Annotated in this window: 10 protein-coding genes; 7 read left to right on the plus strand and 3 right to left on the minus strand. The window is 71.7% G+C overall.

The window, feature by feature from the left end; all coding sequences use genetic code 11:
- Window positions 1-136: 136 nt before the first annotated feature.
- Window positions 137-1,420: a SprT-like domain-containing protein gene (locus tag WMF11_RS05260; RefSeq protein WP_437549810.1), complete on the minus strand. Its 1,284-nt coding sequence runs from the start codon at window positions 1,418-1,420 to the stop codon at window positions 137-139.
- A gap of 152 nt (window positions 1,421-1,572) precedes the next feature.
- Between WMF11_RS05260 and WMF11_RS05265 the strand changes: the two genes are divergently transcribed.
- From WMF11_RS05265 to WMF11_RS05280, 4 genes are all read left to right on the plus strand, one after another.
- Window positions 1,573-3,621, plus strand: coding sequence for a sulfatase-like hydrolase/transferase (locus WMF11_RS05265; RefSeq protein ID WP_437976647.1), 2,049 nt, complete (start codon window positions 1,573-1,575; stop codon window positions 3,619-3,621).
- Window positions 3,622-3,626: 5 nt separating this feature from the next.
- Window positions 3,627-5,666 (plus strand): sulfatase-like hydrolase/transferase, encoded by a 2,040-nt coding sequence (locus WMF11_RS05270; protein WP_437976648.1) that lies wholly within the window; start codon window positions 3,627-3,629, stop codon window positions 5,664-5,666.
- A gap of 368 nt (window positions 5,667-6,034) precedes the next feature.
- Window positions 6,035-7,933, plus strand: coding sequence for an FG-GAP repeat protein (locus WMF11_RS05275; protein WP_437976649.1), 1,899 nt, complete (start codon window positions 6,035-6,037; stop codon window positions 7,931-7,933).
- Between the two features lie 220 nt (window positions 7,934-8,153).
- The gene (locus WMF11_RS05280) at window positions 8,154-8,636 is read left to right on the plus strand and encodes a Uma2 family endonuclease (RefSeq protein WP_437976650.1); all 483 of its coding nucleotides are present in this window, start codon (window positions 8,154-8,156) and stop codon (window positions 8,634-8,636) included.
- A 39-nt stretch (window positions 8,637-8,675) separates the two neighbouring features.
- Here the strand turns inward: WMF11_RS05280 and WMF11_RS05285 are convergent, their stop codons facing one another.
- Window positions 8,676-9,188, minus strand: coding sequence for a DUF1993 domain-containing protein (locus tag WMF11_RS05285; RefSeq protein WP_437976651.1), 513 nt, complete (start codon window positions 9,186-9,188; stop codon window positions 8,676-8,678).
- Window positions 9,189-9,423: 235 nt separating this feature from the next.
- The gene (locus WMF11_RS05290) at window positions 9,424-12,507 is read right to left on the minus strand and encodes a PEP/pyruvate-binding domain-containing protein (RefSeq protein WP_437976652.1); all 3,084 of its coding nucleotides are present in this window, start codon (window positions 12,505-12,507) and stop codon (window positions 9,424-9,426) included.
- 158 nt (window positions 12,508-12,665) lie between these two features.
- Here WMF11_RS05290 and WMF11_RS05295 point away from each other — a divergent pair, with 158 nt between their 5' ends.
- From WMF11_RS05295 to WMF11_RS05305, 3 genes are all read left to right on the plus strand, one after another.
- Window positions 12,666-13,688, plus strand: coding sequence for a YegS/Rv2252/BmrU family lipid kinase (locus tag WMF11_RS05295; RefSeq protein ID WP_437910949.1), 1,023 nt, complete (start codon window positions 12,666-12,668; stop codon window positions 13,686-13,688).
- A gap of 174 nt (window positions 13,689-13,862) precedes the next feature.
- Window positions 13,863-14,501: a hypothetical protein gene (locus WMF11_RS05300; RefSeq protein ID WP_437976653.1), complete on the plus strand. Its 639-nt coding sequence runs from the start codon at window positions 13,863-13,865 to the stop codon at window positions 14,499-14,501.
- A 161-nt stretch (window positions 14,502-14,662) separates the two neighbouring features.
- Window positions 14,663-15,796, plus strand: a complete 1,134-nt coding sequence (locus WMF11_RS05305) for a formimidoylglutamate deiminase (protein WP_437976654.1) — start codon at window positions 14,663-14,665, stop codon at window positions 15,794-15,796.
- Window positions 15,797-15,895 lie beyond the last annotated feature (99 nt).

The following is a 15,895-nucleotide window of genomic DNA, read 5'->3' on the forward strand; positions in this document are numbered from 1 at the left end:
AACCGCTCCTTCTCCGTCAACGAGCGCGTCGAGCGCGCGCCGCGGCCGAGACGCCGGCGCTGCGCCATCTCGCATCTCTCGCATGATCCGGCTTCCGTCCGAGCTCCTCGCGCGGCCCGGATCCGGCGTCGTGAGCTCAGCCCTTCTTGCCCGGCGGCAGCAGCATGCCCCGGTTGCCGGTCGCCTCCTGCATCGGCCGGTGCAGGACGATCTTTCGCCCCGCCTCGCGCCCGTGCGCGTGCGCCGCTGTCCGCTGGTTGCCCGCGTGGCGCAGGTGCTGCACGTGCGGGTGGCGCGTTCGATAGTAGCCGTCCAGATCGGCGTCCCTCACCCAGACGAGCCCCTGCTCGACGGACACCTTCCGCTCCGCGTTCAGCTTCTCGAGGAACCCGAGCATCACCCCGGCCTGGTAGGTCCGCCGGTCCTTGTTGCCCTTCACCCCGTGGGTCCGCTTGTGCGCGTTCCACAGCTGCTCGGCCGTGTGGTGCAGGAACGCGTGCACGTAGGCCGCCATCTCCAGGTTCGCCGGCGTCCCGCAGATCTCGAGGACGCTGCCCCGCTTGCCCTCGAGCGGCAGGTAGACAGGCACCCAGATCGCCTCGACGAAGAAGTGCTTCCCGAGGATGCCGCCGACGATCCGCTCGGTCTCGCCCACGCGCCCGCTCGGCGCCCCGAGGTGGCGGAAGCCGTACTGCCGCGCGGCGCGCGCCTTCGCGACGTCGAGGTTGTACTTCAGCATCAGCCGCTGCGCGGCGCTCATCGCCGCCTGCGCCTCGTTCGCGTTCGGGCTGTCGGCGAGCGCGAGCAGCCGCGCGATGCGATCGAGGATCCGGGCGTCCACGCTCGCCTCCGACGCGCCCGCGTCGTCGCCGCGCGCGACCCCGGCCGGATCCGCCGGCGAGCGCCCCGCGGCCGGCATCCCGGCCGCCGTCCCGTCGATGCCGAGGCGCGTGCACACCTCGCGGAACGCCGGCCCGTGCGCCGCCTCGTCCGTGACGCCCAGCACCTCGTGCACGTACTGGTGCGCCATCTCGTGCTTCAGCACCTCGATCACGACGCCCCACGGCTGTGTCAGGACGAGCGGCCGCGAGATCTCGATCGCGCGCGCCTCCGAGACCCATCGCCCGAGCCGGCTCGCGGCGTCGGACAGCTCGATGGACGCAGAGCGCAGCTTCCGCCGGAAATGCGTGTAGTTCAGGCTCTGGTAGGCCGCCATGAGCTCGCGCACGAGCGCCGCCTCCAGCTCGGCGCTGAGCCTGGCCGCCGTCTCGAGCGGCGGCTCGGGCGCCAGCGCGCCCGGCGACGGCCGCGCCTCGGGCTGCGCGGCGGCCTCGGTCGACGCGGGTTCGGCCGGCGGCGCCGCGGCCCCGGGGGCCTGCTGCGCGCCGCGCATCCCGTTCAGGAAGAGCTGCTCCGCCATGCGAACGCCTCCATGGCACGCCTCGCGCGGCGGTCGAAGGGTTTTCTCCTCCCCGGGCGGGCAATCCCGGCCGGCGCCGTCACCTCGACGCCACCGAGCCGCCTCAGAAACGTTCCCGATACGCCACGTCCTCGGTAAACTCGCGCGCCTCCGTGCTCCGCTCCAAGGCGCTCAACGATCCTCCGCCGGTCGAGGCCGACGCCTCGAGCCGCTCGTCCCGCGGCTTCGCCCGCGATCTGGGGGCCGATCGCGCCGCGGCGCGCGCGCGGCTGCGCGCCGTCGCCCGCGTCCGCCGCCGCTACGGCCGCCTGTTCCTCGCGCTCCCGCTGCTCCTCATCGTGGCGGCCGACGTCCTCCTCCGCGGCGATCGCCTGCTCGATCTGGGCGGCAAGCACATCGCGAGCTACCTCGGCGCGATGGTCGAGAGCGCCGCGCTCTGGGGGCTCCTGCTCTTCGCCGCCTCGTCGCGGCGGGGCGCGTCGCGGTGGCTCGCGGCGCTGCTCTTCGTGGCGCTCGCGACGCTGTCGCTCGGCGGCCAGCTCTACTTCCACCGCCAGTACGCGACGTACCTCAACCTCGACGCGACGCTCTTCGGGACCTCGCTCTCGGCCAGCCTCTTCGGCCAGCTCCGGGCCGACGGCGAGAACTTCTTCCGCTCGGTCCTCCCGCCGCTCCTGCTCGCGATCGCGCTCGTCTGGCTGGGCCGGCGGATCGTGCGGCCAGGCCGCACGGCGTGGGCCCGCGCCGCCCGCCTCGCCGCGCCCGCGGTCGTTGTGGCCGCGTTCGTCCTGCCGTGCTCCTACCGCACGGTGCAGGCCTCCACGCCCGACGTCATCTACTTCCACGCGATCGGCGGCCTGCTCAAGGAGCTCGCCGGCGTCCAGACCACGGCGCAGGTGCGCCCCGGGCTCCGCACGCCGCCCTCGCTGCCGCCGGTCACCCCGCGGCCGGGCCCGCGGCGCAACGTCCTCTTCATCCTGACCGAGAGCGTGCGGGCCGACGCGACGTGCTCGGCGCGCATGCCCGTGGCCGCCGGCGAGGCGCCCGTCGCGTGCCCCGGCACGCCGCGCATCGACGCGGCGGTCCCCGACCGGCTGCCGCTCACGCAGATGCGCTCGAACGCCTCGACGACGGCGATCGGGCTCGCGGTGCTCTGGTCCGGCCTCCAGCCGGTCGCGACCCGCGAGGCGCTCCACACGGCGCCGCTCGTCTTCGACTACGCGCACGCCGCCGGCTTCGACAGCGCCTACTGGACGAGCCACCACATGATGTTCGCCAACTCGCGCCTCTACGTGCAGGACCTGCCGGTCTCGCACCAGTGCGGCGCGACCGAGCTCGATCCGGTCGCCGACATCGATCTCGGGGCCGACGACCGGCTGCTGTCGGCGCACGTCCGGTCCGAGGTGCTCTCGCTGCGCGAGCCGTTCCTCGCGGTCGCTCACTTCGGGAACACCCACGTGCCCTACCTTGTCGACCCGGAGGACGCGCCGTTCCAGCCCGCCCTCGAGAGCAAGGCGCCGGACGACAACGAGGCGTACCGCAACTTCTACAGGAACGCGGTCTACCGTCAGGACGCGGCCATCGCGGACCTCATCCGCTTCGTCCGCGGCTCTCCGGTCGGCGAGCGCACGGTCATCGTCTTCACGTCGGATCACGGCGAGGCGTTCCGGGAGCACGGCCAGCTCGGCCACACGGGCTCGATCCTCGACGAGGAGATCCGGGTGCCCGGATGGATCGACGCTCCGCCGGGCACCCTGACGGCCGCGGAGGAGGGCGCGCTGCGCGCGGCCCGGGACGAGCCGGTCTTCCACACCGACGTGGCGCCGACCCTGCTCGACCTGATGGGCCTCTGGGAGGAGCCTGCGCTCGCGGGGTACCGGGCGCCGATGGTCGGGCACAGCCTGCTCCGGCCGTCGCCGGGGCCGGCGGCGCTGGCGCTCACGAACTGCACCGGGATCTGGGGCTGCGCGTTCAAGAACTGGGGGATGATGCGCGGCAACATGAAGCTCGAATCCCGCGCCTGGGACACCGCCTGGCACTGCTACGACGTGCTCGCCGACCCCCGCGAGCAGCGCGACCTCGGGCCCGCCGCCTGCGGCGACCTGCCCCGGCTCGCGGACGCCCTCTACGGCGGTCCCGCGGGCAGCGTCGACGTCCCCGCCCACCTCCGCGACCTCGCGGTCGGGCCTCGCCACGACTGATCCGGATGACCCAGGACATCGACCGACAGGGCGGCGCGCTCGCCGAGCCGCCCGCGTCCCCCGCCATCAGCCTGCCCGCGCACGGGGACGATCGCGCCGCGCGAGCGGACGATCGCGCCGCCCGTGACCGCGTCCGCCCGCGCGCCGCGCGGAGGGCCGCGCTCCGCCGCGGCTGCCTGATCAGCGCTGCCCTCCTGGCCTCGCCGGCGCTCTGGATCCTCGTCGCCGACGTGCTGCGCCGGGCCCGCCACATGACAACGTTCGATCGGCCGCACGCCGCGGGGTACGCCGCGACCGTGGCCGCGTCGCTGGGGTTCTGGGGCCTCTTGCTCTACGTCGCCTCGGGCCGCCGCGGCGCGGCGCGCGGCGCCGTGGGCGCGCTGTTCGTCGCGCTCTTCACGCTCGCGTGCGGCGTCCAGGGGGGCTTCCACGCCCTCTACAACCTCTACTGTTCGGTCGACTCCCAGATCCACTCCCAGTCGATCCCCTGGTCGATCGTGGGCACGCTGCCGCTCGGGCACCCGCGCGTCATTGCCCACTTCGCGGTCGCGCTCGGGCTCGCCCTTGGGGCGCTCCGGCTCTCCCGACGGCTCGTGCGCCCCCGGCGGCTCCGGCGGCGCCTCGCCGCCGTGCTCGTGCCGTTCGCGCTGACCGGCGTGGCGGTGATCCCGGTGAGCTACCGGGTGATCCAGTCGTCGTCGGCCGACATGATCTACTTCCACGGCATCACCGCCGTGGTGAAGGAGCACCTCGGCATCACGAACGACTCCCCGGATCTGCGGGTGCAGCGCCGCCACCCGGAGCGCGTGCCGCGGCTCTCGGCGCGGCCTGCGCGGCCGCGGAACGTTGTGCTCCTCCTGCAGGAGAGCCAGCGGGCGGACGTGACGTGCGTCGCGTACGACCCGGCCTGCGACAAGGCGACGCCGTTCTCCAACGCCGCCGCGCCCCGCCGCATGCCGCTCCTGCAGATGCGGGCCCACGACTCGACGACGGCCATCTCCATATCGAACATCTGGTCCGGCGTCCCTCCCACGGAGCGCCTCGCGGTGCTCGGCGCTGCGCCGCTGCTCTGGGATTACGCCCACGCGGCCGGGTGGGACACCGCGTACTGGACGAGCCAGAACCTCATGTTCGGGAACGCTCGGCTCTACGTGCAAGACATCCCGGTCTCGCACCGGGCTGTCGCGACCCAGCTCGATCCGGGCGCCGACCTCGATTACGGCGCCTATGATCGGCAGCTCACCGATCGGGTGATCGAGGAGTGGGACGAGCTCGTCGAGCCGTTCTTCGCGGTCGTCCATTACTCGAACGTCCATTTCCCGTACGTGAGCGATCCGCTCCACTCGCCGTTTCAACCGAGCGAGCTGACGAAGGCGCCCGAGAAGAACGAGCATTTCAAGAACTACTACAAGAACGTCGTTTACCTGTCGGACATGGCGGTTGGCCGGCTCATCGAGCACATCCGCGGGACCCCGAGCGGCGAGCGCACGGTCATCGTGTACACGTCGGATCATGGCGAGTCGTTCCGGGAGCACTGGCAGCTCGGCCACACGAGCTCGCTCTGGGACGAGGAGATCCTCGTCCCGACGTGGGTCGACGCGCCGGAGGGGACGCTCGCCCCGGAGGAGCGGGCGAGCATCGAGGGCGCGAAGGATGCGTTCGTGTGGCACCTCGACCTGGCGCCGACGTTCCTCGATCTGATGGGCCTCTGGGACGAGCCGGGGCTCGATCCGTTCCGCCGGCGGATGATCGGACATCCGTTGACGCGGCCGGAGCGCACGGTCGCGCCGATGCCGCTCACGAACTGCACGTGGGTGTGGGGTTGCGCGTTCCGCAACTGGGGGATGATGCAGGGGCCGATGAAGATCGAGGCGCGCGAGTGGGACGGCGAGTACCACTGCTTCAACGTGCTCGACGACCCGCTGGAGCTGACCAACCTGGGAGAGCAGGCGTGCGCTCCGCTGCCCGACCTCGCGCGGGGGCTCTTCCACGAGATGCCGAACGTCACGCCGCCCGGGAGGCCGAAGGTCGACTGGGGCGGGTGAGCCTTCCGGTGAGCGCTGGCCGCGCCTGGGCGTGCGCGTCTCTGCGGCTGTCGAGCACGCTGGTGGACGAAATCGCGCTTGCCCTGCGGGATGTCTCGCAAGGTTCACGGAGAGCTCACCTCATCTCCTGAATGGGAAAGCGGAGATCTCGTGAGGGGGCCGCACGAGGGGATCCTGTCGTACCCTCCTGAAAGCACCGACATCACCGCGCCGAGGGCCTGAACCCATCGCCGCCGTCGGAATCGTTCTGCGCCGTTGACTGTATGCTGGATAACTAATATCCGGATTCCTCTCTCTTGCAAAGCGAGGAAATCATGGTGCGGAGAAACCCGCTGGGTGGGTTGTTCGGGCTGACATGCATTGTGGTGGTGGGTAGCGCCTCGTGCGCCGTTGACGCCGAGGTGGGGGACGCGCCTCTTGGTACGGAGGTCGTCGAGGCCACGGCTCCGCGGTCGAGCCAGCGCGCGATGATGCCGCCGGGACTGCGGGCCGCCTACATCGCTGCCGTGCAGGCAGGGGCTTCGGAGGCATACCGCGCGGAGCAAGGGGGAGCGGCGGTCCGGGTGCAGAACCCGGCGCAGCGGTTTGGCGCGGAGCTCACCACGTCAGGGGTGACGCTCGCGCCGAGCGAGGGCCAGGGCGACTGGCGCTGGTCGGTCGCCACTGTGGGATATGGCTGCGACGGTGCGCTCGATCCCGTGCAGGCCGCGGCGCCCACGACCGCCGGGGGGCGCGTCGAGTACCGGCGCGGCGACCTCGTGGAGTGGTACGTCAACGGGCCGCTGGGACTGGAGCAGGGCTTCACGCTGGCCTCGGCGCCCGCGTGCAGGGCCGCGGGCGGCGGGCCGGTGACCGTCGCGCTGGAGGCCCAGAGCTCGCTGGAGGCGGCCCTCGCCGAGGGCGGGGACGCCGTCGAATGGCGGGACGCCGAGGGGCAGGCGGTGGTGCGCTACACGGACCTGCACGTGGTCGATGCGATGGGGAAGGTCCTGCCCGCCAAGCTGGCCGTGAACGCGGGCCAGGTGTCGCTCCAGGTCGACGACACCGAAGCGGTGTATCCGGTGGTCGTCGACCCGCTCGTCTGGACGGAGGAGGAGAAGCTGCTGCCCGGGGACGGGACAGCCAGCAGCCTCTTCGGCAGATCGGTCGCGATCAGCGGCGATACGGCCGTCGTGGGTGCTCCCTACACGACGACGACGGTCGGTGGGGTCCTGAGAACCTACGGCGGAGTCTATGTCTTCACCCGCTCTGGCTCCACCTGGACCCAGCAGGCCAAGCTCACGTGCGGTGATCCTGGCATCAACGAGGGCTGCGGGTGGCTTGGCTACTCCGTCGCGATCAGCGGGGATACCATCGCCGCATCGGCGCCCGCCAAGCGCGGCACGGGCGGCGCCTCCTCCGTCGGCGCGGTCTACGTCTTCGTCGGCTCGGGTTCCAGCTGGACCCTGGAGCAGAAGCTCTACGCCAGCCACGCTGTTGCAAGCGACGCCTTTGGCTGGTCGGTCGCTCTGGACGGAGACACCCTCGTTGCCAGCAGTCCATTCCATGACCATTCGGCCTTCAACGACGGCGCAGCCTGGGTATTCACCCGCTCCGGGTCCACCTGGACCGAGCAGCAAGAGCTCATCCCCGACGATGCCGCCCAGGCCGACAATTTCGGCCGGTCGGTCTCGATCAGCGGGGATAGCATCGTCGTCGGCTCGCCCCAGGATGACGCCCCGTCCTCCGACCAGGGTTCTGCCTACGTCTTCGTTCGTTCTGGCTCCACCTGGACGCAGCAGGCAAAGCTTGTGAGTTTTGGGACGGGCTCGGGGACGTATTTCGGAGAGAGCGTGGCGATCAACGGAGACACCGCGCTCGTGGGGGCCTATAATTACTGGAATCCGTCGAACACCTCGGGTGCTGCTTACGTTTTCGTTCGTTCTGGCTCCAGCTGGACCGGGCAGCAGGTGCTCGCTCCCACGGGGGCGGCTGCCTGGGACTCCTTCGGGATCTCCGTCGCGATCCAGGGCGACAGGGCCGTCATCGGCGCCACGGGCGGCGATGCTGCCAGTGTCTCCAACACGGGGGCGGCGTACGTCTTCGAGCGCTCCGGGTCCACCTGGACGCAGCAGCAAGAGCTCTTTGCCTCCGACGGAGCGAGCTACGACAACTTCGGCAATTCGGTCGCGCTCTACGGGGATACGGTCGTGGTGGGCGCGTCAAGTGACGACGATTTCGGGAGCGACTCGGGCTCGGCATACGTCTTCGTGCTTGAGGACATCTGACCCTCTCCGGCCGTCCGGTCGAGCCGCGCGCGGGCCGGTGAGCCCGCGCGCGGCGCTCAGCCCTCCTCCAGCAGCGCCGCCTGCACGGCCCGGAAGCGCTATGCTCGACGCGTGCCCGCAGCACAGAAGCCACGCCCGGCCACGGTGGCGGATCTCCTGGCCATCCCCGAGGAGCGGCGCTTTCACGAGATCCTCGACGGCGAGCTCGTGCAGAAGGCCGTTGCTTTCGTTCGAGCACGGCGACGCGCAGTCCGCCATCGTCGCGCACGTGAAGAACCCCTTCCAGCGGCGCCCCGGGGGCCGCTGGCCCGGAGGATGGTGGTTCGCCACCGAGATCGAGGTCGAGCTCATGCCGGACCAGGTGTACCGGCCTGACGTGGTCGGCTGGCGCCGCGAGCGCGCGCCGGAGCGGCCCAGCGGGTGCCCTGTCCGGATCCGGCCCGACTGGGTCTGTGAGGTGCTGTCGCCGAGCAACGCGCGCAACGACACGGTCAAGAAGATGCGCGTCTACCACCGCTGTCAGCTCCCCCATCACTGGATCGTCGATCCCCGGGAGGAGACGCTGACCGTGCACCGGTGGACCCCGGAGGGGTACCTCGTGGCGCTCCGCGCGGAGCGGGGCGAGCGCATCAGGGCCGAGCCGTTCGATGCGCTCGAGCTTCAGGTCGGCGTGCTCTTCGGCGACGAGCGCGAGGACGACTGACGGCCCCCCGCCGCCTCCCGCGGGGGAGGGCGGCCGCGGTCACAGGTCGCGGAGGTCGAGCGACCCGATGAAGTCGGACTTGCCGACGTCGAGCCCGTTGTGCCGCAGGATCGAGTACGCGGTGGTCGCGTGGAAGTAGAAGTTGGGGAGCACGAACCCGAACACGAACGCCGGGGCCTTCATGCCCTTGCCCGGCAGGAAGAAGAGCGGAATCGTGCGGTCTTCCGCGCCCTTCAGCTGCTCCGGCTTCACCGCGTTCAGCTGCTCGATCGCCTTGCCGATGCGCGCGCGCAGCTCCGCGATCGTCTCGTCGCCCGTCTCGAGCTGCGGCAGCTCCGCGCCGGTGAGCAGCGCGCTCAGCCTCAGGGGCCAGGCGATGACGTTCTGGAGCTGACGCCTGAGGTTCCACTGATCGGGCGCGAGGCGCGCCGTGAGGAGCACCTCCGGATCGAACTTCTTCTTTTGTGCGTAGGCCTCCGCCTTGTCGAGCCAGACCAGCACCTGGCCGAGCATGCGAGTCATCTGGGGGAACGAGCTGTCGTAAAGGCTCATGATCGTCTCCTCGTCAGCAGGAACAGTTGGCGCCTCTGGTCCACCCGCGGCCTCCGCGCGTCAACTCCACGCGCGCGCGCCGGCCACGGTCCACGTCGCGCGGTCGGCGCGGTCGGCGCGGTCGACTGGAGCGGCGGTCGAGCCCGGTGGTGCGCTTCGAGGAGAAGTCACGAGCCCGGCGGAGCCTCGGGCGACGGCGGGGCTCGCCGGGGCTCCGCAGGCCTTTCGGGGACGCTCAGTCGACCTGGTGGAACACGCCCGCTGGATCGAGGGTCCAGAGCTTCGGGCCTTGCTCGCCGCCGTCCGGCGTCCGAACGTGGATCAGCCGGATGCCCTTCTCCTCCAGCTCGGCGAGGATCGCGGGATCCAGGCCGGGCTCGAGGCGGGGCTCGAAGATGAAGTCCTCCGAGAAATTGTGGTGCTGCGGGCGGTACGTCTGCGCGTAGTAGCCCTTGAGCACGATCGGGGCGCTCGTCAGCCCCGCGATGCGCGTCCCCACCCACTTGTGGAGCGGCGCCGTGTACCCCGCCGTGGGGCCCGTGGGGGCCGGCGGCCAGTAAAACGCGGTCTCCACGGTGACGCCGGACGTCCAGGAGAGCGAGCGCTCCTGGAGCAGCGCGCCCGCCACCGGGGGGCCCTCCGCGGGACAAGCGTCGAGCTGCACCACCTCCGAGGACACCGCGAGCGGCGTCCCGTCCCACTCGAGCGCCGGCACGGGCGTGGCGTAGGAGGCGCTCAGCATCATCCCGACGTCGCGCAGCGCGACCAGCGGGCCCAGCGACGGCGGCAACAGCTCGGGCACCGGGGAGGCGGCGAGCGCATAGGCGATCTCCGAGGCCCCGGCGCCGTCCACGAAGGAGTCCGTGGCCGTCTCGCTGGCGTACGCGTGGGACGCGGCCGGCCACGCCGCGGGGCTGCCCGAGAGCGTCGCCACCGATCCACCGGAGAGGTAATCGAGCCGCGCGTCCTCGTTGAAGAGCGTGCTGGCGAGCGCCGCCGGCGTGAGGAATCCGCTCTTCGCCGAGAGCCTCGCGCGCACCTTGAGCCGGTGGTTCGCGAACACGTCGCCGGACTCGCCCTGGAAGGTGCAGACCTCCCGGGGCTCGTCGAGCAGGAACGGCGTGAGGCTCGGCGTCGTGTCCGGGAGCGCGACCTCGCGCACCTGCTTCACGACGAGATCTCCGGGCTTCATCTTCTTGAACTCGTAATCGAGCAGGAACGACTTCCTGCCGGGGTTCAGCTCGCTGAACCGCGCCTCGACGCGGCCGAGCAGCCCGGCGAGCGCGAGGTAATCGTCCTCCCATTGCATCACGTGGCCGCCGAGCGGGACGAGCGTCGAGCCGGACAGGAGGTAAACCGAGGTCTCCTGGTCGAAGAGGCTCGCGGTCACGACCTCCGGCTGCGCTCCGCCTTCCGGGTTGGTGACGGACGTCGCCCCGAGCTGCGTCACGATCTTGATCTGGTCATTGACCAGCTCGCGCCGCTCGAGCGTCGCGACGCCGTTCGCCATCTCGTCCTCGTCAGGATAGGAGTGATGGACGAGGACGCCCATCCCTACCTCCGCCTCGTCCACGCCATGGAGGAGCCGGGCGAGGAAGGCGTTGTCGTTGTAGAAGCTCGCGTACACCTTGCGGATCGCGCGGAACACGCCGCGCTCGCCGGCCTCGCCGGGGTCGCACAGGCTCGGCCCCTCCTGGTCGGCGTCCCGATCGTCGGCCAGGCAGCCGCTGTAGCTGTCGTAGAGGCCCGCGCCCGTGAAGACGGCGCTGTCCTCCACGTTGGTCGAGCTCCGGAACCGGATCTTCTTCGTGAGCGTGAAGCCCTCGAGCGCCGCCTCGATCGCCTGCCGCTGCCCCGCCGAGAAGGCGGTATCCCCGGTGATCCGCGCGCGGATCGCCGCGAGATCGGCCTTGAGCGCCAGCATGTCGGGCGGGTAGCTATGGCCCGCGAGGCGCTCCGCGATCTCGGCGCGCAGCGTGCGGCCGCCGGGCATGACCTGATCGAGGAAATCGTCCCAGAGATCGAGCGACAGCGCGACCGCGACATCGGAGTTCTCCGGGATGGCGTCCCGCAGCAGGCCATAGTTCGCGGCCTTGCCCCCGAAATGCACGATATCCGCGGGGCCGAGGTCCTCGGTGGACCCGGCGTAGGCGCCGAAGGGCTCCTTGGGGCGGATCCCGAGCTCGCCAGGCCGCTTCAGCGCGAGCAGCTGCTCCCTGTCCGCCGGCGCGATCCCTCCGGCCTCGAAGAGCACGGCGCGGCAGATGGACCCGTACTGGAGCGAGGCCCGCAGCGCGACCTCCTCGCCGTCGAGCGCCTTTGCCGCGTCCGCGGCGGCCTGATCGCCGAGGTAGACGAACGGGATGCCGAACGAGGTCGCGAGGAGGGCGGTGTGCGCGTTCGGCGTCGCGGGCGACAGCGAGACGATGCCCGCCACATAAGGCACCTCCGCAGGGATGGAGTCGGTGAGCAGGATGTCCTCGGCCCGGAGCTCGCCGCTCGCGTAGGCGGCGTCGATCGCGTCCGGCGGGACATAGCGGAGCCGGCCCACGGCCCAGCCCGTCGCATAACACGCGTCGCCGTCCAGCCACCGCTCGACCGAGCTCACCGGGAACCCGCTCGCCTCGAAGAACGCGCTGTTCTCCGCGGCCGACGCCGCTTGCTCGTACGTCGGGAAATAGAAGGGCCGCGTCCCCCCGGGCGCGATGACGCTGTCCTTCACGAGCTCCAGGACGACGCGCGCCACCTCGGGATCGTAGGCGTCCTGGCGGACGAGCTGGATGCCGTACTCCGGCACGCTCTCCGGGGTCGGCGGGAAGATCACGGCGCCGAGGATGGCCTTCTGCCCCTCCTCGTGCAGCGAGACCTGGTCGAACTCGTCCCGCGACATCTCGAAGAACGGGTCGAGCCGGGCCGTGGCGAACTCGCCGTGGAACGGGAACTTGTTGCTGTCCTGGTAGTAGACCTTGGTGGGGTCGTGCATCAGCACGGTGAACTTCACCCAGCCCGGCGTCTGGAAGGTCGGGGGCCAGGCGGCGAAGGGCTCGAAGGGGAAGCTGATCTGGTTCTTCCAGTCCTCCGATGGAGTGATGTCGATCGGGTAGGTGTCGACGGGCCATGACGCGCCGCCTCCGGCGCTCCCGCCGTCCCCCCCGCCTTCGCCGCCCGCGCCGCCCTCGCCGCCGGTGGCGCCCCCGCTGCTCGTGGCGCCGCTGCCACCCGTGCCCGGTGACGAGTCCTCTCCGCACGCGGCGAGCGTGCCCGCGCCGAGGAGCGCGAGCGCAAGACAAGCCGGTCGACCGATTCGCTGAAGTCTCATGAACAACATCGCGGTACAACTGCCGTGCCATCGTGCGGCCAGCGGCGTCTCTGGGCTGCGCGGCGGGGCGCTGCTGTCGCGCGGGTGGCGCACGCAGGCACAGCCGTACGGGCGCGGCGATAGCCGCTCGCGGGGGTCCGCTGGCGGCCACCCTGCCGATTTTTCTTGGGGTTTCAACCGGTTCGGCGTTCTACGATGCCGCCATGACCGAGCGGAGAGCGGCGCTGATCGTCAACCCTGCTGCGGGCCACGCGGGCGATTCGGTCGAGTCGCTGCCTGCCCGGCTCCAGCGCGAGTTTGCGCTGAGCGTCTACGAGACGAGCGCGGAGCGCTCTGCCGCCGCCTGCGCCGACGCAGCGCGCCGCGAAGGCGCCTCCCTGGTGATCGCGGCGGGCGGTGACGGGACGATCTCCAGCGTGGCGTCGGCGCTCCTCGGGACCGATGCGTGCCTGGGGGTCCTGCCGCTGGGAACGGCGAACTCGATCGCGCACTCCCTGGGGATCCCGGCCGACCTGGAGGGGGCGATCGACGTGCTCGTCCACGGCGAGCCGACGCGCATCGACGCCGCCCGCGCCAACGGGAAGACCATGATCCTGCTCTCGGCGGTCGGGCTGCACGCCGACACGGTCGGCGAGACCCCGCAGGACGAGAAGCAGCGCTGGGGTGTGCTCGCGTACATCCGCACCGGGCTGAAGAAGCTGATGAGCCTGGAGCCGTTCGTTGTCGAGATCGAGACCGAGGACCAGCGGATCCACTGCCGTGCGGTCGCGGTGACCGTCGCGAACATGGCGCCTCCGCGCACGGTGCTGGCGCAGGGGCCGCCCGTCCTGTCCCCCGACGACGGGCGGCTCGACCTGACCATCGTGTCGGCCACGACGCTGGTGGAGGCGGTCGCGACAGGGCTGCACCTCCTGAGGACCGCGATCGACGGCGAGCCGGCCGAGCGCGACAACGTCGGTTTCCTCGCCGCCCGGCGGGTCTGCATCACGACCGAGCCGCCCCAGAACGTGCTCATCGACGGCGAGGAGGCCGGGACGACGCCGCTCGTGGTGGAGTGCCTCCCGCGCGCCTTGACGGTCATGGCTCCCCGCCGCGAGGAGGCCCGTGAAGCGCCGCCCGCCGCGGAGGTCGAGGTGAAGCTCGCGGGACTGCCCGAGCTCGAGGTCGAGCCGAAGCAGTGAGGCGCCCTCGGGCCGCGAAGGCCCGAGGAAAATCCAGAGGACCGGGGCCGGGGCGCGCGGCGAGCAGCATCGTGACGGCCTCGTCAGGGGGGAATCGGAGCCGCCCGGCGTAAGGAAACGTGGTTCTGCCGCGGCAGGGCTCGATTCTTGACCTTTCATCGGGAGCGCACAGGAATGCGAACGACGTTCTGGGCTGGGGTGGTGGGGGTGTGCTTGGCTTGCGGCCTCTCGGGGCTGGGCTGCGGGGGCGACGACGACGGGGCGACGCCCGTTGACTCGACGGGTCCGGCGGGGGGCGGGGGCTCCGGGGCCGCGTCCTGCTCCGGACTCGACACGTCGGCGCTCGTCAGCGAGCTCTCGCCAGCGGAGGTCGAGCAGGCGTGCAAGGGGTATCGCCGCTGCAGTGCCGAGCAGATGACGGTCGAGCTCATGTGCCGTATGCAGGGCGTGCTCGGCGCGGCGTACGGGGACGACGCCGGGACCAACGACGCCGAGCTGCAGGCGAAGTGCTCCGAGCTGGTCGAGGGGTGCATGGCCGACCCGAGCCAGGCAGAGCAGCTGATAGAGCAGGCCATCGCGGACGTCGAGGCAGAGCCCTGCGGCCAGCCGACGCAGTGTACGGCCACGATCGCGGAGATCGACGCCTGCGCCGTCGAGATGCGAGGGGCCACGCGCAAGGTGCTCCCCGAGTGCAGCGCGCTCACCATGGCTTTTTACGAGCAAACCGACAGGGGCGACACCCTGCTCGAAGGGGCTTGCGGCAAGCTCAGCCTTGGCTGCTTCCCGCTCTTCGCGTCGCTCCGCGACGAGTGATCGGAGCCGGACGCGGCGCGCCCGGGCCGTGTGCCTCCGGCGTCGTACGGGGCCCGCTCTGGCGCGCGGCGCAGCGCCGGCAGCGCGGCCGGCCGCGCCTCTCCCCGGCCATCCCGGCGCGATGGACGTGATAGGCGTGATAGACGTGATAGACGTGCGCCATGAGGCTGACCGAGCGAGCCATCGAGCTGCCGGCGCTCGCGAGCGCCCACTCCCATGCTTTCCAGCGCGGGATGCGCGGTGAGGCGCAGCGGCCGGGGCCGTCGGGGGCGGACGACTTCTGGTCGTGGCGCAGCGCCATGTACGCGCTCGCCGAGTCGCTCACGCCGGAGTCCATTCATGCGATCTCGAAGGTGGCCTATCGCGAGCTCCGCGCCGCGGGCGTGCGCACGGTGGGCGAGTTTCATTACGTGCACCACCAGCCGGGCGGCGCGCCCTACGCGGAGCGCACGGTCCTCGCGGACGCGGTGATCGAGGCCGCGCGCGAGGAGGGCCTCCGGATCGCGCTCCTCCGGGTCGTCTACGCGCGCGCCGGCGCGGGCAGGGCGCCCGAGGGGGCGCAGCGGCGGTTCTCGGACGCCTCGCTCGACGCGGCGCTCGCGGACGTCGAGGCGCTCCGGGCGCGCTACGCGGGCCGCGAGGACGTGCGCGTCGGCGTGGCGCCCCACAGCGTGCGCGCCGTGCCCCCGGCGTGGCTCGGCGAGATCGCGCGGTACGCCGCGGAGCGCGGGCTCATGGTGCACATGCACGTGGCCGAGCAGCCGGCCGAGATCGAGGCGTGCCTCGCCGAGACGGGCCGGCGGCCGGTGGAGCTCCTGGCCGAGCGCGGGGTCCTCAACGAGCGCTTCGTGGCGGTGCACGCGACGCACCTCGCGCCGCACGAGCCGGCGCTGCTCGGCGCGGCGAGGGCGTTCGCGTGCCTGTGCCCGACGACCGAGCGCGACCTCGGCGACGGACTGCCCGACGTGGGCGCGCTGCGCGCGGCGGGCGCGCGGCTGTGCGTCGGGATCGACAGCCACGTGATCACCGATCCGTTCGAGGACATGCGCGGCGTCGAGCTCGGCGAGCGGCTGCGGACGGGCCGCCGCGTGACGCTGCGGGGCGAGGGCGGGGCGACGCCCGCCGAGGCGCTCTGGGAGATCGGCTCCCGGCAAGGGGCGGAGGCGTGCGGGTTCGCGGATCCCGGCGGCAGCATCTCGGTGCGCCGGGACGCGCCGGCGCTCGCGATGGTGCGGGAGGAGCGGCTGCTCGACGCGGTGGTGTACAGCGGGAGCCCGGCGATCGTGGATGGGTGAGCCGCGCTCTTCACGAGCACGAACGAAGGCTCTTCGCCTCGCGCTCGCTCGCCCGAGCCGGAGCCCGCTCGCAGGCGCGCGTGGAGTCTAGTAGACTCC

The sequence above is a fragment of the Sorangium sp. So ce295 genome (assembly GCF_051527405.1).
GTDB classification, from domain to species: domain Bacteria; phylum Myxococcota_A; class Polyangia; order Polyangiales; family Polyangiaceae; genus Sorangium; species Sorangium cellulosum_B.

What these genes read in the sequence shown, in the direction of transcription:
- WMF11_RS05285 (WP_437976651.1), bottom strand. Translation starts at nt 9,188, where the DNA reads ATGAGCCTTTACGACAGCTCGTTCCCCCAGATGACTCGCATGCTCGGC.
- WMF11_RS05290 (WP_437976652.1), bottom strand. Translation starts at nt 12,507, where the DNA reads ATGAGACTTCAGCGAATCGGTCGACCGGCTTGTCTTGCGCTCGCGCTC.
- WMF11_RS05300 (WP_437976653.1), top strand. Translation starts at nt 13,863, where the DNA reads ATGCGAACGACGTTCTGGGCTGGGGTGGTGGGGGTGTGCTTGGCTTGC.
- WMF11_RS05260 (WP_437549810.1), bottom strand. Translation starts at nt 1,420, where the DNA reads ATGGCGGAGCAGCTCTTCCTGAACGGGATGCGCGGCGCGCAGCAGGCC.
- WMF11_RS05305 (WP_437976654.1), top strand. Translation starts at nt 14,663, where the DNA reads ATGAGGCTGACCGAGCGAGCCATCGAGCTGCCGGCGCTCGCGAGCGCC.
- WMF11_RS05270 (WP_437976648.1), top strand. Translation starts at nt 3,627, where the DNA reads ATGACCCAGGACATCGACCGACAGGGCGGCGCGCTCGCCGAGCCGCCC.